Raw genomic sequence first — 18,462 nt, 5'->3', positions numbered from 1 at the left:
CTTGCATAACAAATATGGAGCATATACATGGCGTGGAATCAGCCCGGTAATAACGGACAAGACCGCGACCCGTGGGGAAGCAGCAAACCTGGCGGCAACTCTGAGGGAAATGGCAACAAAGGTGGTCGCGAGCAGGGGCCGCCGGATCTGGATGATATCTTCCGCAAGCTGAGCAAGAAGCTTGGTGGCCTTGGCGGAGGAAAAGGTTCTGGCTCGGGTGGCAATTCCACTCAGAGTCCGCGTCCGCCGATGGGTGGCCGCGTAGTGGGCATCGTGGCTGCTGCGGTGGTCATCATCTGGGCAGCCAGCGGGTTCTACACCATTAAAGAAGCAGAACGCGGCGTGGTCACCCGTTTCGGCAAGTTCAGCCATCTGGTTGAGCCAGGTCTGAACTGGAAGCCGACCTTCATTGACGACGTGACCGCGGTAAACGTGGAATCCGTCCGTGAACTGGCCGCCTCTGGCGTGATGCTGACCTCTGACGAAAACGTGGTGCGCGTTGAGATGAACGTGCAGTACCGCGTGACCGATCCTGAGCGTTATCTGTTTAGCGTGACCAGCGCCGATGACAGCCTGCGTCAGGCGACCGACAGCGCCCTGCGCGGTGTGATCGGTAAATACACCATGGACCGTATCCTGACCGAAGGTCGTACCGTTATTCGTAGCGATACCCAGCGCGAGCTGGAAGAGACCATTCGTCCGTACAACATGGGTATCACCCTGCTGGACGTCAACTTCCAGGCTGCGCGTCCGCCGGAAGAGGTGAAAGCCGCATTTGACGATGCGATTGCTGCCCGTGAAAACGAACAGCAGTACATCCGCGAAGCAGAAGCGTACACCAACGAAGTTCAGCCACGCGCTAACGGTCAGGCGCAGCGTATTCTGGAAGAAGCGCGCGCGTATAAGACCCAGACCATCCTGGAAGCTCAGGGTGAAGTGGCTCGCTTTGCGAAGATCCTGCCGGAATATAAAGCGGCACCGGAAATTACCCGTGAGCGTCTCTATATCGAGACCATGGAAAAAGTGCTGAGCCACACCCGCAAAGTGTTGGTTAACGACAATAAAGGCGGAAACCTGATGGTTCTGCCGCTGGATCAGATGCTGAAAGGCAGTTCTGCGCCAGCAGCGAAAGGCGACACCAGCGGCGCGAACAACCTGCTGCGTCTGCCGCCAGCCTCAACAGGCAGCGCCAGCACGAACACAACGCCTTCTTCGAACGATGGTGACATTATGGACCAACGCCGTGCTAACGCGCAGCGTAACGACTACCAGCGTCAGGGGGAATAAGGATGCGTAAGTCAGTTATTGCGATCATCGTCATCGTACTGGTCGTGCTTTATACCTCGATCTTTGTGGTGAAAGAAGGCGAGCGTGGGATCAAATTCCAGTTCAGCAGCGTCGTGCGTGATGGCGACAAACGCCCGGTAATTTACGAGCCGGGCCTGCACTTCAAGGTGCCGTTCATCCAGTCAGTGAAAACGCTTGATGCGCGTATCCAGACCATGGATAACCAGGCTGACCGTTTCGTGACCAAAGAGAAGAAAGACCTGATCGTTGATTCCTATATCAAATGGCGCATCAGCGATTTCAGCCGTTACTTCCTGGCAACGGGCGGTGGCGACGTTTCTCAGGCAGAAGTGCTGCTGAAACGTAAGTTCTCTGACCGTCTGCGTTCCGAGATTGGTCGTCTGGATGTGAAAGACATTGTGACCGACTCCCGCGGTCGTCTGACCCTGGAAGTTCGCGATGCCCTGAACTCCGGTACCGCGGGCACGGAAGACGAAGTTTCAACCCCGGCAGCAGATGATGCGATTGCCAAAGCGGCTGAACGCGTTCAGGCGGAGACCAACGGTAAAGTGCCGGTGATCAACCCGAACAGTATGGCTGCGCTAGGTATCGAAGTGGTTGACGTGCGTATCAAGCAGATCAACTTGCCAGCAGAAGTGTCTGAGGCGATTTACAACCGTATGCGCGCCGAGCGTGAAGCGGTAGCCCGTCGTCACCGTTCACAGGGCCAGGAAGAGGCTGAGAAGCTGCGTGCAGCAGCGGATTACGAAGTCACCAAGACGCTGGCGGAATCTGAGCGCCAGGGCCGTATCCTGCGCGGTGAAGGTGATGCCGAAGCGGCGAAGCTGTTCGCTGATGCCTTCAGCCAGGATCCTGACTTCTACGCCTTTATCCGTAGCCTGCGTGCTTACGAGAATAGCTTCCAGAGCAACCAGGATGTGATGGTGCTCAGCCCGGACAGCGATTTCTTCCGTTATATGAAGACGCCGACTAACGCAACGCGATAAACTCAGGCTCGTTTGAGTATTCAAACCACCGCTCTTAACGGAGCGGTGGTTTTCTTTTATAAGGAATAAAAATGAATTCAACGATCTGGCTCGCACTGGCTTTGGTCCTGGTGCTGGAAGGCCTTGGACCGATGCTCTATCCACGCGCCTGGCGTCGAATGATCGCCACGATGAGCCAACTGCCGGATAATATTTTGCGTCGTTTTGGCGGTGGTCTTGTGGTTGCGGGCATCGTGATCTACTACATGTTGAGGAAAACGATTGGCTGATCAAAAAGTAGGCGCAATCGGCGTATTTTGAGGTCAAAAAGTGCTGTATATCTGAAAAAGCGATGGTAGAATCCATTTTTAAGCAAACGGTGATTTTGAAAAAAATGGGTAACAACGTCGTCGTACTGGGCACCCAATGGGGTGACGAAGGTAAAGGGAAGATTGTTGATCTTCTGACTGAACGGGCTAAATATGTTGTACGCTACCAGGGCGGTCACAACGCAGGCCATACTCTCGTAATCAACGGTGAAAAAACCGTCCTCCATCTTATTCCATCAGGCATTCTTCGTGATAACGTCACCAGCATCATCGGTAACGGCGTTGTGCTGTCTCCTGCTGCGCTGATGAAAGAGATGAAAGGTCTGGAAGACCGTGGTATCCCTGTTCGTGAGCGTCTGCTGCTCTCCGAAGCCTGCCCGCTGATCCTGGATTATCACGTGGCGCTGGACGTTGCGCGTGAGAAAGCGCGCGGTGCGAAAGCGATCGGTACCACCGGTCGTGGCATCGGCCCGGCTTACGAAGATAAAGTTGCACGCCGCGGTCTGCGCGTAGGTGACCTCTTCGACAAAGCAACCTTCGCTGAAAAACTGAAAGAAGTGATGGAATATCACAACTTCCAGCTGGTGAACTTCTACAAAGCTGACGCTGTTGACTACCAGAAAGTGCTGGATGACGTCATGGCGATTGCAGACATTCTGACCGGTATGGTTGTTGATGTGTCCGATCTGCTGGACCAGGCGCGCAAGCGTGGCGATTTCGTCATGTTCGAAGGCGCGCAGGGTACGCTGCTGGACATCGACCACGGTACCTATCCGTACGTTACCTCCTCTAACACCACTGCAGGTGGCGTGGCGACCGGCTCTGGCCTGGGTCCACGTTATGTGGATTACGTTCTGGGCATCATCAAAGCGTACTCCACTCGCGTGGGTGCGGGTCCATTCCCGACCGAGCTGTTTGATGAAACCGGCGAGTTCCTGTGCAAGCAGGGTAACGAGTTTGGCGCGACCACCGGTCGTCGTCGTCGTACCGGCTGGCTGGATGCGGTTGCAGTACGTCGTGCAGTGCAGATCAACTCCCTCTCTGGCTTCTGCCTGACCAAGCTGGACGTACTGGACGGCCTGAAAGAAGTGAAAATCTGCGTAGGCTACCGTATGCCAGACGGCCGCGAAGTGACCACCACTCCGCTGGCAGCTGACGACTGGGAAGGCATTGAGCCAATCTACGAAACCATGCCGGGCTGGTCTGAGACCACTTTCGGTGTGAAAGAGCGTAGCGGCCTGCCGCAGGCGGCGCTGGATTACATCAAGCGTATTGAAGAACTGACCGAAGTGCCGATCGATATTATTTCTACCGGCCCGGATCGTACTGAAACGATGATCCTGCGCGACCCGTTCGACGCATAATCTTCGTGAATGCTGGCCTGCGGGGAGACCCGTAGGCCGGATAAGCGTAGCGCCATCCGGCGAACGCTCCTGGATCTCCGCTTTTTCGCCCCGTCTGTCAAATAAATTAGCCGCTAACTATCTGGCTGGTTTATCATCATTAATGAATATCTCTGCGGTTTGACCGCGTTTTCCCTTTTTTCCTGAGGTTGATGTGCAGTTAACAAGTTTCACCGATTACGGCTTACGTGCGCTGATTTACATGGCGTCGTTACCCGAGGGGAAGATGACCAGTATCTCTGAAGTTACAGAGGTCTACGGCGTATCCCGTAATCATATGGTCAAAATAATCAATCAACTTAGTCGTGCCGGATACGTTGCTGCCGTCCGCGGGAAGAATGGTGGGATCCGTCTCGGTAAACCGGCACAGAGTATTCGTGTGGGCGACGTGGTACGTGAACTGGAGCCGCTGTCTCTGGTGAACTGCAGCAGCGAGTTCTGCCACATCACGCCCGCTTGCCGCCTGAAAAAGGCGCTTTCAAAGGCCGTGCAAAGTTTTCTCATGGAACTGGATAACTACACGCTGGCCGATTTGGTTGAAGAGAATCAACCGCTTTATAAATTATTGCTGGTGGAATGAAGAAAATTTCCACCGGAGCTGACAACGGAGGAACCGACATGTCACATGATCCTTTCCAGGAACGCGAAGCCGAAAAATACGCGAATCCTATTCCCAGCCGCGAGTTCATCATTGAACACTTAACAAAACGCGAAAAACCCGCCAATCGTGAAGAACTTGCCGTTGAACTAAACATTGAAGGTGAAGAGCAAATTGAAGCCCTTCGCCGCCGCCTGCGCGCAATGGAGCGTGACGGGCAGCTGGTCTTTACCCGCCGCCAGTGCTATGCGCTGCCAGAACGTCTCGATCTGCTGAAAGGGACCGTCATTGGTCACCGCGATGGCTTCGGCTTCCTGCGCGTGGAAGGCCGTAAAGACGATCTGTACCTCTCATCTGAACAGATGAAAATGTGCATTCACGGCGACCAGATCCTGGCGCAACCGCTGGGCGCTGACCGTAAAGGTCGCCGCGAAGCGCGCGTGGTACGCGTTCTGGTGCCAAAAACCAGCCAGATCGTTGGCCGCTACTTTACCGACGCGGGCGTGGGCTTCGTGGTGCCGGACGACAGCCGTCTGAGCTTCGACATCCTCATCCCACCTGAAGAGGTGATGGGCGCCCGCATGGGCTTTGTTGTTGTGGTGGAACTCACCCAGCGCCCAACCCGTCGCACTAAAGCGGTAGGTAAAATCGTCGAAGTGCTTGGCGACAACATGGGCACCACAATGGCCGTTGATATGGCGCTGCGTACCCATGAAATTCCGTACATCTGGCCGAAAGCGGTTGAAGAGCAGATCGAAAGCCTGCGCGAAGAAGTGCCGGAAGAGTCCAAAGCGGGCCGCGTGGATCTGAGCTCCCTGCCGCTGGTCACTATCGACGGTGAAGACGCCCGCGACTTCGATGACGCCGTCTACTGCGAGAAAAAACGCGGCGGCGGCTGGCGCCTGTGGGTCGCTATTGCAGACGTAAGCTACTATGTTCGTCCGCACACTCCGCTGGATAACGAAGCGCGCAGCCGCGGTACCTCGGTCTACTTCCCGTCCCAGGTTGTGCCGATGCTGCCGGAAGTGCTGTCTAACGGCCTGTGCTCCCTGAACCCGCAGGTTGACCGCCTCTGTATGGTTTGCGAGATGACCATCTCCACCAAAGGGCGCTTAACCGGCTACAAGTTCTACGAAGCGGTGATGAGCTCGCACGCGCGTCTGACCTATACCAAGGTCTGGCATATGCTGCAGGGCGACCAGGATCTGCGCGAACAGTACGCGCCGCTGGTTAAACACATCGAAGAGCTGCATAACCTTTACAAAACGCTGGATCAGGCGCGCGAAGAGCGCGGCGGGATCTCCTTTGAGAGTGAAGAAGCGAAATTCATTTTCAACGCGGAACGCCGCATTGAGCGTATCGAGCAGACCCAGCGTAACGATGCGCACAAGCTGATCGAAGAGTGTATGATTCTGGCGAACATCTCGGCGGCACGATTCGTCGAGAAAGCCAAAGAGCCTGCGCTGTTCCGTATTCACGATAAACCGTCGACGGAAGCCATCACCGCGTTCCGCTCCGTGCTGGCCGAACTGGGTCTGGAGCTGCCTGGCGGTAACAAGCCAGAGCCGCGCGATTACGCCGAGCTGCTGGAGTCCATTGGCGATCGTCCTGACGCAGAAATGCTGCAGACGATGCTGCTGCGCTCAATGAAGCAGGCGATTTACGATCCGGAAAACCGCGGTCACTTCGGCCTGGCGCTGCAGTCTTACGCCCACTTTACGTCGCCTATCCGCCGTTATCCTGACCTCTCTCTGCACCGTGCGATCAAGTATCTGCTGGCGCAGGAGCAGGGCCATAAAGGGAACACCACCGAAACCGGTGGCTACCACTATTCGATGGAAGAGATGCTGCAGCTGGGCCAGCACTGCTCCATGACCGAACGTCGTGCTGATGAAGCAACACGTGACGTGGCGGACTGGCTGAAGTGTGACTTTATGCTCGATCAGGTGGGTAACGTCTTCAAAGGCGTGATTGCCAGCGTGACCGGCTTTGGTTTCTTCGTTCGTCTGGACGAGCTGTTCATCGACGGTCTGGTGCACGTCTCCAGCCTGGATAACGACTACTACCGCTTCGACCAGGTCGGGCAGCGCCTGATTGGCGAATCTGGCGGCCAGACCTATCGTCTGGGCGACCGTGTGGAAGTGAAGGTTGAAGCCGTGAATATGGACGATCGTAAAATCGACTTCAGCCTGATCTCCAGCGAGCGTGCGCCGCGTAACGTCGGGAAAACCGAGCGTGAAAGGGCGAAAAAAACCGGTAACGGTAAACCAGGTGGCGGTAAACGTCGCCAGGCGGGCAAGAAGGTAAACTTCGAGCCGGACAGCGCGTTCCGCGGCGAGAAGAAGCAGAAGCCGAAGGCGGCGAAGAAAGAAGCCCGTTCAGCGAAAAAACCGTCCGCGAAAACGCAGAAAATAGCGGCTGCCACCAAAGCGAAGCGCGCGGCCAAGAAAAACCAGGCGGAGTAAAGTCTCCCCGCACCCTGACCCTCTCCCTAACCGGGAGAGGGGAAATACTTATTACGAGAACCATCAATGAGTGAAATGATTTACGGCATCCACGCGGTGCAGGCCCTTCTCGAGCGCGCACCGGAGCGTTTTCAGGAAGTGTTTATTCTGAAAGGGCGTGAAGATAAGCGTCTGATGCCGCTGATCCACGCCCTGGAAGCGCAGGGCGTGGTGATCCAGCTGGCGAACCGCCAGTTCCTGGATGAGAAAAGTGAAGGTGCGGTTCACCAGGGGATCATTGCCCGCGTGAAGCCGGGTCGTCAGTATCAGGAAAACGATCTGCCGGATCTGATTGCCGAGCTGGATAACCCGTTCTTCCTGATCCTCGATGGCGTTACCGATCCGCACAACCTCGGCGCGTGCCTGCGTAGCGCCGATGCGGCGGGCGTGCACGCGGTTATTGTGCCGAAAGATCGCTCCGCGCAGCTGAACGCAACGGCGAAGAAAGTGGCCTGCGGCGCGGCGGAAAACGTTCCGCTGATCCGCGTGACCAACCTGGCGCGCACCATGCGTCTGCTGCAGGAAGAGAATATCTGGATCGTCGGTACCGCCGGTGAAGCGGATCATACTCTGTACCAGAGCAAAATGACCGGCCGTCTGGCGCTGGTGATGGGGGCAGAAGGCGAAGGCATGCGTCGTCTGACCCGCGAGCACTGTGACGAGCTGATCAGCATCCCAATGGCGGGCAGCGTGTCGTCCCTGAACGTTTCTGTTGCGACGGGTATTTGCCTGTTTGAAGCGGTGCGTCAGCGGGGAGAATAAACAGCAAGGCCGTCCACAGGACGGCCTTTTGTGTTTTCTCCCTCTCCCCGTGGGAGAGGGCCGGGGTGAGGGCACCAGACGGTGACAAACTCACTCCTCTAACGACCGCAAATGGTCATCCTTCCTCAGCGTCATCAGCGCGAAAATACTCACTACCGCCGTCGCCATCACGTAATACGCCGGAATATCCAGGTTACCCGTCTGCTTAATCAGCCCGGTAATAATTAACCCCGCACAGCCTGAGAAAATCGCGTTCGACAACGAGTAGGCCAGCCCCAGGCCCGTATAGCGCACGCGCGTCGGGAACATCTCAGATAGCATCGCCGGGCCTGGCCCTGCCAGCATCCCGACCAGACCGCCCGCAATCAACACCACAACAGCCTTCACCGCCAGCGTACTCGACTCTGCCTGAAGAATTTTCAGCAGCGGCAGGGCGAGGATCAGCAGCAGCGCGGTGGCGATAATCATCACCCTGCGACGCCCGATCCTATCGCTCAGGATCCCCGACGGAATGATGGTGAGTGCAAAACCAATATTTGAAATCACCGCTATAAGCAGCGCCTGGTTAAACCCGGTATGCAGCGCCGACTGCAGATAGGTCGGCATAATCACCAGGTAAGTGTACCCCGCCGCAGACCAGACCATCACGCGCCCAATCCCCATCACGATGGCCCGGAGCGTGGCGGCAGTATCCGCCTGAGCGACAACCGGTTTATCCTGCTGCTGCACAAAGCTGGGTGTCTCTTCCATACTGACCCGAAGCCACAGCGCAACGACGCCCATGGGTAACGCCAGGAAGAACGGAATACGCCAGCCCCAGTCGTGCAGGGCTTCCGGTGTGAGGAGGGCAGAGAGCAGCGCCACGATGCCTGCGCCCGCTAACAGCCCCAGCGCCACGGTAAACGACTGCCACGCGCCATAGAGCCCACGCTTGCCGCGCGGGGCAAACTCCGTCATCAGCGAGACCGCACCGCCGTACTCACCCCCCGCGAACAGTCCCTGCAGGATGCGCAGCAGCGTAATAATGAGCGGCGCGGCAATCCCGATGCTGGCATAGACCGGCACAATGCCGATGGCGGCGGTAGCGAGCGTCATCAGTACCAGCACAATAATGAGCGTCGGTTTACGGCCAATCCGGTCGCCGATGCGGCCAAACACCACCGCACCCAGCGGGCGGAAGAAGAAGGCGATGGCAAACGAGGCGTAGGTGAGGATCAGGCTGGTGAGCCCCGCTTCCCCTTCAAGCTGGAAGAAGTTCTTCGCAATGACGGTCGCCAGAAAACCGTAGACCGCAAACTCATACCACTCGATAAAGTTACCAATGGAGCCGGCAATTAATGCTCGCTTGTGCGCATCCGGTTGCATAACGATCCTCACTGAAAAGGGTAAGAATAAATTATTCAACAAAAGCGAAGTCATGAAATAGTTTATTCTTATGTTCTGTGAGCTATTTCACGAATGATATCAGCGGGATCGTGAACGTGTGACTCCCCTCCCATGCAGCGTGTGCGCGGTCTGTCCATACTTATCGTCATTGCCACTGAAGGAGGGAGGCAGCATGCACTGGCAGACCCATACCGTTTTCAATCAACCTGCACCGCTTTCCAACAGTAACCTTTTCCTCTCCGACTGCGCCCTGCGCGATGCGGTCGCGCGTGAAGGGGCCGAGTGGGATATCGAACTCCTCGCCAGCATTGGTCAGCAGCTGGGTACGGCGGAGTCGCTGGAGCTGGGCAGGCTGGCGAACGTGAATCCGCCGGAGCTACTCCGTTATGACGCCACCGGGGAGCGGCTGGATGACGTCCGCTTTCACCCGGCATGGCACCTGCTGATGCAGGGCCTGTGTGCCAACCGCGTGCATAACCTGGCGTGGGAAGAGGAGGCGCGTAAAGGGGCGTTTGTCGCGCGGGCCGCACGCTTTGTGCTTCATGCTCAGGTGGAGGCGGGCACGCTGTGCCCTGTCACCATGACGTTTGCCGCGACACCGCTCCTGCAGCAGGCGCTCCCCAAACCCTTTCACGACTGGCTGACGCCGCTGCTCAGCGATCGCTACGATCCTCATCTTGCGCCCGGCGCGCAAAAGCGCGGCCTGCTGATCGGTATGGGGATGACGGAAAAGCAGGGCGGCTCGGACGTGCTGAGCAACACCACCAAAGCGGAAAAATGCAGCGACGGCAGCTACCGGCTGGTGGGACATAAATGGTTTTTCTCCGTCCCGCAAAGCGATGCGCATCTGGTGCTGGCCCAGGCGAAGGGCGGACTATCCTGCTTTTTTGTGCCGCGCTTTTTACCTGACGGGCAGCGCAACGCCGTCCGGCTGGAGCGCCTTAAGGACAAGCTCGGGAACCGCTCCAACGCCAGCAGCGAGGTGGAATTCCTTGATGCCTCCGGCTGGCTGCTGGGGGAAGAAGGCGAAGGGGTACGGCAGATCCTCAAAATGGGCGGCCTGACGCGCTTTGACTGCGCGCTGGGCAGCCACGGACTGATGCGCCGTGCGCTCTCCGTGGCGCTGTACCATGCGCATCAGCGCCAGACCTTCGGCAAAAATCTTATCGATCAACCGCTCATGCGCGAAGTGCTAAGCCGGATGGCGCTGGTGCTGGAGGGGCAAACGGCGCTGCTGTTCCGCCTGGCGCGGGCGTGGGATAAACGCGCGGATCCGCAGGAGGCGGCATGGGCACGGCTGTTTACCCCGGCCGCGAAATTTAGCGTGTGTAAAGCGGGCATCCCGTTTGTGGCTGAAGCGATGGAGGTGCTGGGGGGAGTCGGGTACTGCGAGGAGAGCGAACTTCCCCGCCTGTATCGCGAGATGCCGGTGAACAGCATCTGGGAAGGGTCCGGCAACATCATGTGCCTGGACGTGCTGCGCGTGCTGGCGAAGCAGCCGGGTATACACGATCGGCTTGCCGATGAGTTTGCACAGGTCAAAGGGCAGGACAGACACTTCGACCGCAGCTGGCGACAGCTTCAGCAAAAACTGCGTAAACCGCAGGAGGCGCAGGGGCGGGAGATCGCGCAGCAGCTTTTCTTGCTGAGTGCCGGGAGCGAAATGCTGCGGCACGCATCGCCTCCGGTGGCGCAGGCGTGGTGCCGCATGATGCTGGATACCCGTGGCGGAACGGTGATGAGCGAGCAGGTGCAAAGTGACCTGCTGCTGCGTGCGACGGGCAGAGTCGGCTAGCCTTTTAGCTGGAACAGGCTCACCAGCTGAGCCAGGTGTGAACCCTTCTCGCGCAGCGTTTGAGCCGTTTGTTCGCTGCGTGAGATGCGGTCGGCATTGATATGCGACGCTTCGCCAATGTGGGTCATGGCGAGGTTCACCTGACCGATCCCGGCGGACTGCTCGCGTGAGGCATGGTTAATCTCGGTGACCAGCTGGCTGATGTTATCGATATGAACAATGATGTCATCCATCGCCAGGCGCGTCTGTTCAGACAGCGCATGGCCCTCACTCACTTTCCTGAGCGTATCGCCAATCAGCTGTTCAATCTCCTTCACCGCGTTAGCGCTGCGTCCTGCCAGGGCGCGAACTTCCTGCGCGACGACCGCAAACCCTTTTCCATGCTCGCCCGCGCGGGCCGCTTCCACTGCCGCATTCAGCGCCAGGATATTGGTCTGGAAAGCGATGGACTCAATCACGCGCGTGATGTCTGCGATGCGTTTTGACGCTTCGCGAATGTCGTCCATGGTCGACACCGCGTGGGTGACCGTCTCACCGCCCTGATGAACCGCGAGCGAGGTTTCACCCACCAGCTGCTGCGTTTGCTCCATGTTGGCGGCATTTTGCTGCACGGTGGCGGCCAGCTGCTCCATGCTGGCGGAGGTCTCTTCCACGCTGCTGGCCTGCTTGTTGATCTGCTCTGAAATCTCGCCGGTATCGGCGGCCAGCGCGTTGGTACCTGAATGGATTTCGCCTGCGGCCTCGCGGACCTGCAGGACAATTTTTTGCAGGCCGCCACCGATGCCGTTGATGGCGTCGATCAGCTGGCCGACTTCGTCCTGACGCGTCACGGGCAGGCTGGAACGGAGATCCCCTGCGGCATATTGCCGGGCAAGATGGATCACATTGCGCAGTGGTCGGGTCAGCACCCGGCGAATCAGGACTACAAACAGGCCAGCAAACAGGATGGATAAGGCCGTACCGGCGAGGAGGAAACCGTCGCGCATGGCGGTGACGCTTGAGAGCAGTACCGATTTATCCACTTCACCCACGATAGTCCAGTTCCAGCCTGGCAGCGGGGTATAAGCCATTTTCAGCGTGCGGCCGTCGTCGCTTACGCGCTCCAGCGTGCCGGGTTTATCACTCAGAAGCTGTTGCTGCGTCGTGCCGTCCCACTTCGGCAGTTTTCCCTCTTCGCTGGCGTGGAAAAGGTATTGCCCGCGCGTTTTGCCGTTGCTGCGATCCAGCACGAAGAAGTGACCGCTCTCGCCCAGGCGGCGGTTGAGGATTTTCTCACGCATGACGTTCCAGGAGTGGGTGATGTCCACCCCGACAAAGACGATCGCAATGACCTGTCCTTCGGCGTTTTTAACCGGCTGGTACTGGGTGATGTAGCGTTTGCCAAACAGCAGCGCCAGGCCGCGGTAGACTTCACCTTTGTTGACGGCGGCAAAGGCCGGGCTGGCGTTATCCAGAACGGTACCCATTGCCCGCTCGCCGTTCTCTTTACGCAGGGAAGTGGCTACGCGAACAAAGTCGTTACCGCTGCGTACAAACAGCGTTGAAATGGCTCCCGTGCGGTTCAGGAACGCGTCCGAAAGCGTGTTGTTTTCATGCAGCCCGGTATCTCCGCCTTTCAGAAGCGGAACGCTGAGCCCGTTAATTGTCTGGGTTTGGGAAGCATCAATGTTCAGGGGCTGCGGTAAAAAGGTGGTGAACAGACGGGTATAGCTCTCAACCTCTTCACTCAGGCTGGTGTTAAACATCTGCACCATGTCGACCATGCCGGTGGACTGATTATGCAGATCTTCTACCGCAAGGGCTTCAAGCTGCTGGCTGGCTTTTTGACTGAGCAGAAAAGTGAAAAGCAGAAACAGCGTGGCGACACTGACGCCCGTAAGCAGTGACAGCTTCGCACCCAGGCCTGCGCGGCGAAAAATGTTGATCATAAATTGCTCATCATTGAAAAGGTATGGTTCTTCAACGGCAGAGCGGGGATTACGTTTACTGATTTAATGTAACAAAATGTTATTTTATTGTTCTTGATTTGTTTTTTATAAAATAAAAAATTTGCAAAAACGAAAAGCCACTAAAAATAAGTGGCTTTTATCAGGAGGGAGATTACACGTAGAGAATGGCCTGTACCCGCCAGTGGTCGATATGGTTATCTTCCTGCATCTGGATGATGCGATACCATGAAGCACCCTGCTCATCGGCCTTTAATGCCACGACACGTTCAACGTCTTGCGGGCTCCCCGAGATATTATTCACGGAGATCTGGCCAATTTCATTCAGGCCAGTCACACAATCAGCACTGGCGAATTCTGCTGACTGCGCGGTGGTGCTCAGCAGGCCTGCTGAGAGCAACAGTGAGGTCAAAGCAAGAGTTCGTTTCATCGTCAGCTCCATTTCACATATATCCGGTATCCGCCGGGCAATCCTTCGCAAATAAACTCCCTTCCATTGACGCGGGCATGGAGTTTATTGTGGACAGGAAAATGTCTATGGACGCAAAGCAGTGTAAATATCGTTCAAAGGTAAACCATTATTTACGGTACAAAATGGCCTGTGAATACCACTGTCCCGTTATGATGGTTTCGTCGATCATAATGATGACGTAATAATCTGCTTTGGCGGCGACGGCCTGTGCTTTTATTGCCGCTTCTGCGTCATCCGGAGAGCCGCGAACCAGCGCGGAGATGGTGCCCATTCGTTGTAATCCTTCCGTCTGATTACGACGAATCTCCTGTGGATGATCGGCGACCGGTGGAGCGGGTTGCGGCGTTCCCTGCAGCGCGCTACAGCCACTGAGCAGAAACACCAGCAATAAAGCAGCAAACCTGCGCATAACCATATCTCGTTTCCTGATAGCCATAGTGTAGTTGTCTGTGAATTTAGTTTTGGGGGAATGTTCCCGAAGTGTTATCTGGGACGTATATTTCGAATGAAAATGACGTGAAAGCGTAACCCAGTTCTCAACATTATGAATCATACATTCGCACAGGGTCGACAATGATTGAAATTGAAATACGCCACCTCGGCGACCATGAAATTTTACACGCGATGCCAGCGGGTAAACGTGATAAACCGCTGCCTGTTGTGGTTTTTTATCATGGGTTTACCTCATCGAAGCTGGTTTACAGTTATTTTGCGGTCGCGTTGGCTCAGGCGGGTTTCCGCGTGGTGATGCCGGATGCACCCGACCACGGCGCACGCTTTTTGGGTAACGAACAGGCGCGTCTTGGGCAGTTCTGGCACATTCTGCACGGGAGTCTGACCGAGTTTGCCGGGCTGCGTGATGCGCTGTATGAGGCAGGGCTGGTGGCCGACAATCGTCTGGCTGTCGCCGGGGCGTCGATGGGCGGTATGACGGCGCTGGGGATTATGACGCATCATCCTGAAGTGAAGTCTGTCGCCTGTCTGATGGGCTCGGGCTATTTTACGTCGCTGGCGAAGACGCTCTTTCCCCCTCAGGATTTAGCGGAAATCACCGCGACGCTCGAAGAGTGGGACGTGACCCGGGCATTGCCGCGCGTGGCGGATCGCCCGCTGCTGCTGTGGCACGGTGACGCGGATGATGTGGTCCCGCCCGAAGGAACCTTCCGCCTGCAGCAGGCGTTAATGAGTGAAGAACTGGACGGTAATCTGACCTGTCTGTGGGAAGCGGGCGTCCGCCACCGCATCACGCCAACGGCGCTGGATGCCACGGTAGCTTTTTTCCGCCAGCACCTTTAAACGCGCAGCACTTTTACGCCCTGATCTTCCAGCTTCTGGAGGATCTCAGGGTTGGCGCCTTTGCCGGTGATCACCATGTCGATCTGTTCGGCACGGCTGAATAACATCCCTGCGCGCTCGCCCACTTTGCTGCTGTCGACCAGCACAACGAGCTTGCCCACAACGTTAAGCATGTTTTGCTCCGCCATCGCGGTCAGCATATCGGTTTTATACAGGCCATCTGCCGTCAGGCCTTTGCCACTGGTAAACATCCAGTGCCCGGCATAGAGACTGTTTTCGCTGTCCTGAGGGCTAAGGGTGATGGACTGGCTTTTGTTGTACTGCCCGCCCATGATCACCACGCTCTCATGCTCCTGGTCGATGAGATAGTTGGCGAGCGGTAAGTAGTTGGTGATGATTTGCACCGGCTTGCCGCACATTTCACGGCCCAGCAGAAACGCCGTGGAGCCGCAGTTGATGACCACGCTCTCGCCGGGATTTACCAGCTGCGATGCGGCTCTGGCAATCCGCACTTTTTCATCATGATTCTGCGCCTGATGAATATTCATCGGAGACCAGCGAGGGCGCTGCTGGCTGATCGCTTCCGCGCCGTTGCGGACCTTTTTCAGCTTGCCGCTTTCATCCAGCTTGTTGATATCCCGCCGCGCCGTTGCCGGGGAGATGCCTAAACGTTCGATCACTTTCTCGACGGTGATAAACCCGGTTTGCGCCAGGAGTTCCAGGAGAATTTGATGCCGTTGCGCTTCCGTCATGAGCTATTCCGATAAGAATTGATTTGAAAAGATGATATTTGAAATAGCGTGAAATTACTAAAAGAAATATGACATCGCCAGACATGATGTCTGGCGATGCGGCTGCACAATCAGAGGAAGGACTTGAACGGCAGGTCTGGCTCAATGGTGAAGCAATCATCGAAACCACGTGGGTAGTGATATTCGAAATTATCTTTGTCCAGTGGCCAGGTGAACTTGCCGCCGACCTGCCAGATGAACGGCTTGAAGCCATACTTCAGGCGGTCTTTTTTCATTTCCCACAGCACGCGGATCTCCTGCGGATCGGCCTGGAAGTTTGACCAGATATCGTGGTGGAACGGAATCACCACTTTGGTATTCAGCGCTTCCGCCATGCGCAGCATGTCGGCGCTGGTCATTTTGTCGGTAATACCGCGCGGGTTCTCGCCGTAGGAGCCCAGCGCCACGTCAATCTGATGCTCGTTACCGTGCTTCGCGTAGTAGTTGGAGTAGTGAGAGTCGCCGCTGTGGTACAGGGAGCCGCCAGGGGTTTTAAACAGATAGTTAACCGCGCGCTCATCCATACCGTCCGGCAGTACACCCGCGGCTTTCTGATCGGCAGGCAGGGTGATCAGTGCTGTACGGTCAAAGGCGTCCAGCGCGTGAATTTCAATATCTTTAATTTTCACCACGTCCCCAGGCTTCATCACGATGCAGCGCTCTTTCGGCACGCCCCAGCCGATCCACAGATCCACGCAGGTCTGTGGCCCGATAAACGGCACATCGTCAGCACAGTTTTGCATCACCGCAGCCGCCACGTTCACGTCGATATGATCGTTGTGATCGTGAGTAGAAAGGACGGCGTCGATCTGGCGAATGGCAAACGGATCGAGCACAAACGGTGTGGTACGCAGGTTCGGCTGCAGTTTTTCCACGCCCGCCATGCGCTGCATCTGATGGCCTTTTTTCATCAGCGGGTTGCCGTGGCTCTGCTTGCCGGTGCCGCACCAGAAATCGACACAGATATTGGCGCCACCCTCTGATTTCAGCCAGATACCGGTACAGCCCAGCCACCACATTGCAAACGTGCCAGGAGCAACCTGTTCCTGCTCGATCTCTTCATTCAGCCAACTGCCCCACTCCGGGAAGGTGCTCAGAATCCATGACTCACGGGTGATGGTGTTCACTTTACTCATCGTTTTGACTCCTGGTTTAATCAAAAGTAATCACATTGTGATTTGTTGTGATTAATGCTGGCACCATTTGATGCGCTTTGCAATGGCAAAAATGCGGAATTTTATCTGCGCAACTTCACGTACTCTGCACTTATTCCTTGTTAGACTATCCAGTATTAAGCATTAATTGCATGAATTATAAAGGTTAATTTATTTCTCATATACGGTAGTGAAAATCATTACTAACACCATGGAAATAAATTGCGTGATACGTCACAAATAATCAAATGCAATCTTGTGGTGATTATTTGTGATTAATAGAGTGATGACACCAACCACACAGGGATTGCCCCTCGTGTTCTCATTTCTGGAGAGAGTTATGGAGATCCTCTACAACGTCTTTACCGTGTTCTTTAATCAGGTAATGACCAACGCCCCGCTGCTGCTGGGTATCGTGACGTGTCTGGGTTATATCCTGCTGCGCAAAAGCGTCAGCGTGATTATTAAAGGCACCATCAAAACCATTATCGGTTTCATGCTGTTGCAGGCGGGGTCAGGCATTCTGACCAGCACCTTTAAGCCGGTCGTCGCCAAAATGTCGGAAGTGTATGGCATCAACGGTGCCATCTCTGACACTTACGCCTCAATGATGGCGACCATTGAACGCATGGGTGATGCCTATAGCTGGGTGGGGTATGCGGTGCTGCTCGCCCTGGCGCTGAACATCATCTACGTTCTTCTGCGCCGTATTACCGGCATTCGCACCATCATGCTCACCGGCCACATCATGTTCCAGCAGGCGGGGCTGATCGCGGTTTCTCTCTATATCTTCGGCTACCCAATGTGGACCACGATTATCTGCACCGCGGTGCTGGTCTCGCTCTACTGGGGTATCACCTCCAACATGATGTACAAGCCTACTCAGGAAGTGACTGACGGCTGCGGTTTCTCCATCGGCCATCAGCAGCAGTTTGCCTCCTGGATTGCCTATAAAGTTGCACCGTACCTGGGCAAAAAAGAAGAGAGCGTTGAAGACCTCAAGCTGCCGGGCTGGCTGAATATTTTCCACGACAACATCGTTTCAACCGCGATTGTGATGACCATCTTCTTCGGCGCCATTCTGCTCTCCTTCGGTATTGACGTTGTTCAGGCGATGGCGGGTAAAACGCACTGGACGGTTTATATCCTGCAGACCGGCTTCTCTTTCGCAGTGGCCATTTTCATCATCACTCAGGGTGTGCGTATGTTCGTCGCCGAACTGTCGGAAGCCTTCAACGGCATCTCGCAGCGCCTGATCCCTGGTGCGGTGCTGGCGATTGACTGTGCCGCTATCTACAGCTTCGCGCCAAACGCGGTGGTCTGGGGCTTTATGTGGGGCACCATCGGCCAGCTGATTGCGGTGGGCATCCTGGTCGGCTGCGGCTCCTCAATCCTGATTATTCCTGGCTTTATCCCGATGTTCTTCTCCAACGCCACCATCGGCGTCTTCGCTAACCACTTCGGCGGCTGGCGCGCGGCGCTCAAGATCTGCCTGGTAATGGGCATGGTGGAAATCTTTGGTTGCGTGTGGGCGGTGAAGCTCACCGGTATGAGTGCCTGGATGGGCATGGCGGACTGGTCAATTCTGGCACCGCCGATGATGCAGGGCTTTGCCTCCGTCGGGGTGGTCTTTATGGCCGTCATCATCCTGATTGCTCTGGCTTATATGTTCTTCGCTGGCCGTTCGCTGCGAGCTGAAGAAGATGCGGAAAAACAAACAGCAGAAGTCTCTGCTCATTAAGGAGTTTCGATT

The 18,462-nt window shown here is 56.1% G+C and carries 16 protein-coding genes; 10 read left to right on the top strand and 6 right to left on the bottom strand.

Translation table 11 applies throughout. From position 1 onward, the window contains the following. The first annotated feature begins 27 nt into the window (after positions 1 to 27). From hflK to rlmB, 7 genes are all read left to right on the top strand, one after another. Complete coding sequence (gene hflK / locus P349_RS12420) at positions 28 to 1,287, top strand: FtsH protease activity modulator HflK (protein ID WP_032651348.1); 1,260 nt, start codon at positions 28 to 30, stop codon at positions 1,285 to 1,287. A 2-nt stretch (positions 1,288 to 1,289) separates the two neighbouring features. After that, complete coding sequence (gene hflC / locus P349_RS12425; RefSeq protein ID WP_024907333.1) at positions 1,290 to 2,294, top strand: protease modulator HflC; 1,005 nt, start codon at positions 1,290 to 1,292, stop codon at positions 2,292 to 2,294. 71 nt (positions 2,295 to 2,365) lie between these two features. Beyond that, the gene (locus tag P349_RS12430; RefSeq protein WP_003855996.1) at positions 2,366 to 2,563 is read left to right on the top strand and encodes a DUF2065 domain-containing protein; all 198 of its coding nucleotides are present in this window, start codon (positions 2,366 to 2,368) and stop codon (positions 2,561 to 2,563) included. Positions 2,564 to 2,667: 104 nt separating this feature from the next. Further along, complete coding sequence (locus P349_RS12435; protein WP_024907332.1) at positions 2,668 to 3,966, top strand: adenylosuccinate synthase; 1,299 nt, start codon at positions 2,668 to 2,670, stop codon at positions 3,964 to 3,966. 193 nt (positions 3,967 to 4,159) lie between these two features. Beyond that, a complete protein-coding gene (nsrR, locus tag P349_RS12440) occupies positions 4,160 to 4,585 on the top strand; it encodes a nitric oxide-sensing transcriptional repressor NsrR (protein WP_023334253.1) in 426 nt (141 codons plus the stop codon). Positions 4,586 to 4,623: 38 nt separating this feature from the next. After that, the gene (gene rnr / locus P349_RS12445; RefSeq protein ID WP_032651351.1) at positions 4,624 to 7,068 is read left to right on the top strand and encodes a ribonuclease R; all 2,445 of its coding nucleotides are present in this window, start codon (positions 4,624 to 4,626) and stop codon (positions 7,066 to 7,068) included. Between the two features lie 66 nt (positions 7,069 to 7,134). Continuing rightward, positions 7,135 to 7,869 (top strand): 23S rRNA (guanosine(2251)-2'-O)-methyltransferase RlmB, encoded by a 735-nt coding sequence (rlmB, locus tag P349_RS12450; RefSeq protein WP_010427468.1) that lies wholly within the window; start codon positions 7,135 to 7,137, stop codon positions 7,867 to 7,869. 90 nt (positions 7,870 to 7,959) lie between these two features. On the opposite strand, the gene P349_RS12455 is transcribed toward rlmB, so the two are convergent. Next, the gene (locus tag P349_RS12455) at positions 7,960 to 9,234 is read right to left on the bottom strand and encodes an MFS transporter (protein WP_032651353.1); all 1,275 of its coding nucleotides are present in this window, start codon (positions 9,232 to 9,234) and stop codon (positions 7,960 to 7,962) included. Positions 9,235 to 9,427: 193 nt separating this feature from the next. Between P349_RS12455 and P349_RS12460 the strand changes: the two genes are divergently transcribed. After that, positions 9,428 to 11,050 (top strand): isovaleryl-CoA dehydrogenase, encoded by a 1,623-nt coding sequence (locus P349_RS12460; protein WP_032651356.1) that lies wholly within the window; start codon positions 9,428 to 9,430, stop codon positions 11,048 to 11,050. Here the strand turns inward: P349_RS12460 and P349_RS12465 are convergent. The 3 genes from P349_RS12465 to bsmA form a co-directional block, all read right to left on the bottom strand. Continuing rightward, the gene (locus P349_RS12465; protein ID WP_032651358.1) at positions 11,047 to 12,978 is read right to left on the bottom strand and encodes a methyl-accepting chemotaxis protein; all 1,932 of its coding nucleotides are present in this window, start codon (positions 12,976 to 12,978) and stop codon (positions 11,047 to 11,049) included. The two genes, P349_RS12460 and P349_RS12465, sit on opposite strands and share 4 nt — an antisense overlap. A gap of 172 nt (positions 12,979 to 13,150) precedes the next feature. Further along, on the bottom strand, positions 13,151 to 13,438 hold the full coding sequence (yjfN, locus tag P349_RS12470) for a DUF1471 family protease activator YjfN (RefSeq protein ID WP_032645202.1): 288 nt from the start codon (positions 13,436 to 13,438) through the stop codon (positions 13,151 to 13,153). A gap of 136 nt (positions 13,439 to 13,574) precedes the next feature. Beyond that, positions 13,575 to 13,904 carry a biofilm peroxide resistance protein BsmA gene (gene bsmA, locus P349_RS12475; protein ID WP_024907326.1) on the bottom strand — a complete coding sequence of 110 codons (330 nt, stop codon included), beginning with the start codon at positions 13,902 to 13,904 and terminating at the stop codon, positions 13,575 to 13,577. 137 nt (positions 13,905 to 14,041) lie between these two features. Here bsmA and yjfP point away from each other — a divergent pair, with 137 nt between their 5' ends. Continuing rightward, entirely contained in the window at positions 14,042 to 14,764 is a 723-nt protein-coding gene (gene yjfP, locus P349_RS12480; RefSeq protein WP_032651360.1) for an esterase, read from the top strand. On the opposite strand, the gene ulaR is transcribed toward yjfP, so the two are convergent. Continuing rightward, positions 14,761 to 15,516 carry an HTH-type transcriptional regulator UlaR gene (gene ulaR / locus P349_RS12485; protein WP_024907324.1) on the bottom strand — a complete coding sequence of 252 codons (756 nt, stop codon included), beginning with the start codon at positions 15,514 to 15,516 and terminating at the stop codon, positions 14,761 to 14,763. The genes yjfP and ulaR overlap by 4 nt on opposite strands. A gap of 110 nt (positions 15,517 to 15,626) precedes the next feature. After that, on the bottom strand, positions 15,627 to 16,691 hold the full coding sequence (gene ulaG / locus P349_RS12490; protein ID WP_024907323.1) for an L-ascorbate 6-phosphate lactonase: 1,065 nt from the start codon (positions 16,689 to 16,691) through the stop codon (positions 15,627 to 15,629). 358 nt (positions 16,692 to 17,049) lie between these two features. On the opposite strand from ulaG, the gene ulaA reads away from it, so the two are divergent. Continuing rightward, positions 17,050 to 18,450, top strand: coding sequence for a PTS ascorbate transporter subunit IIC (gene ulaA, locus P349_RS12495; RefSeq protein ID WP_024907322.1), 1,401 nt, complete (start codon positions 17,050 to 17,052; stop codon positions 18,448 to 18,450). Positions 18,451 to 18,462: the final 12 nt, after the last annotated feature.

This window comes from Enterobacter sp. DC4 (assembly GCF_000568095.1).
In the GTDB taxonomy this organism is placed as follows: domain Bacteria; phylum Pseudomonadota; class Gammaproteobacteria; order Enterobacterales; family Enterobacteriaceae; genus Enterobacter; species Enterobacter pseudoroggenkampii.
Note: the sequence above shows the minus strand (reverse complement) of the source record. Positions and strands in the feature narration are given on the sequence as shown.

Bases quoted from the DNA above. Each gene is read 5' to 3' on its own strand.
- P349_RS12435 (WP_024907332.1), top strand. From the start codon at position 2,668: ATGGGTAACAACGTCGTCGTACTGGGCACCCAATGGGGTGACGAAGGT.
- P349_RS12465 (WP_032651358.1), bottom strand. From the start codon at position 12,978: ATGATCAACATTTTTCGCCGCGCAGGCCTGGGTGCGAAGCTGTCACTG.
- P349_RS12460 (WP_032651356.1), top strand. From the start codon at position 9,428: ATGCACTGGCAGACCCATACCGTTTTCAATCAACCTGCACCGCTTTCC.
- hflK (WP_032651348.1), top strand. From the start codon at position 28: ATGGCGTGGAATCAGCCCGGTAATAACGGACAAGACCGCGACCCGTGG.
- ulaA (WP_024907322.1), top strand. From the start codon at position 17,050: ATGGAGATCCTCTACAACGTCTTTACCGTGTTCTTTAATCAGGTAATG.
- P349_RS12430 (WP_003855996.1), top strand. From the start codon at position 2,366: ATGAATTCAACGATCTGGCTCGCACTGGCTTTGGTCCTGGTGCTGGAA.
- P349_RS12455 (WP_032651353.1), bottom strand. From the start codon at position 9,234: ATGCAACCGGATGCGCACAAGCGAGCATTAATTGCCGGCTCCATTGGT.
- rnr (WP_032651351.1), top strand. From the start codon at position 4,624: ATGTCACATGATCCTTTCCAGGAACGCGAAGCCGAAAAATACGCGAAT.
- bsmA (WP_024907326.1), bottom strand. From the start codon at position 13,904: ATGGCTATCAGGAAACGAGATATGGTTATGCGCAGGTTTGCTGCTTTA.
- yjfP (WP_032651360.1), top strand. From the start codon at position 14,042: ATGATTGAAATTGAAATACGCCACCTCGGCGACCATGAAATTTTACAC.
- ulaG (WP_024907323.1), bottom strand. From the start codon at position 16,691: ATGAGTAAAGTGAACACCATCACCCGTGAGTCATGGATTCTGAGCACC.
- yjfN (WP_032645202.1), bottom strand. From the start codon at position 13,438: ATGGAGCTGACGATGAAACGAACTCTTGCTTTGACCTCACTGTTGCTC.
- hflC (WP_024907333.1), top strand. From the start codon at position 1,290: ATGCGTAAGTCAGTTATTGCGATCATCGTCATCGTACTGGTCGTGCTT.
- ulaR (WP_024907324.1), bottom strand. From the start codon at position 15,516: ATGACGGAAGCGCAACGGCATCAAATTCTCCTGGAACTCCTGGCGCAA.
- rlmB (WP_010427468.1), top strand. From the start codon at position 7,135: ATGAGTGAAATGATTTACGGCATCCACGCGGTGCAGGCCCTTCTCGAG.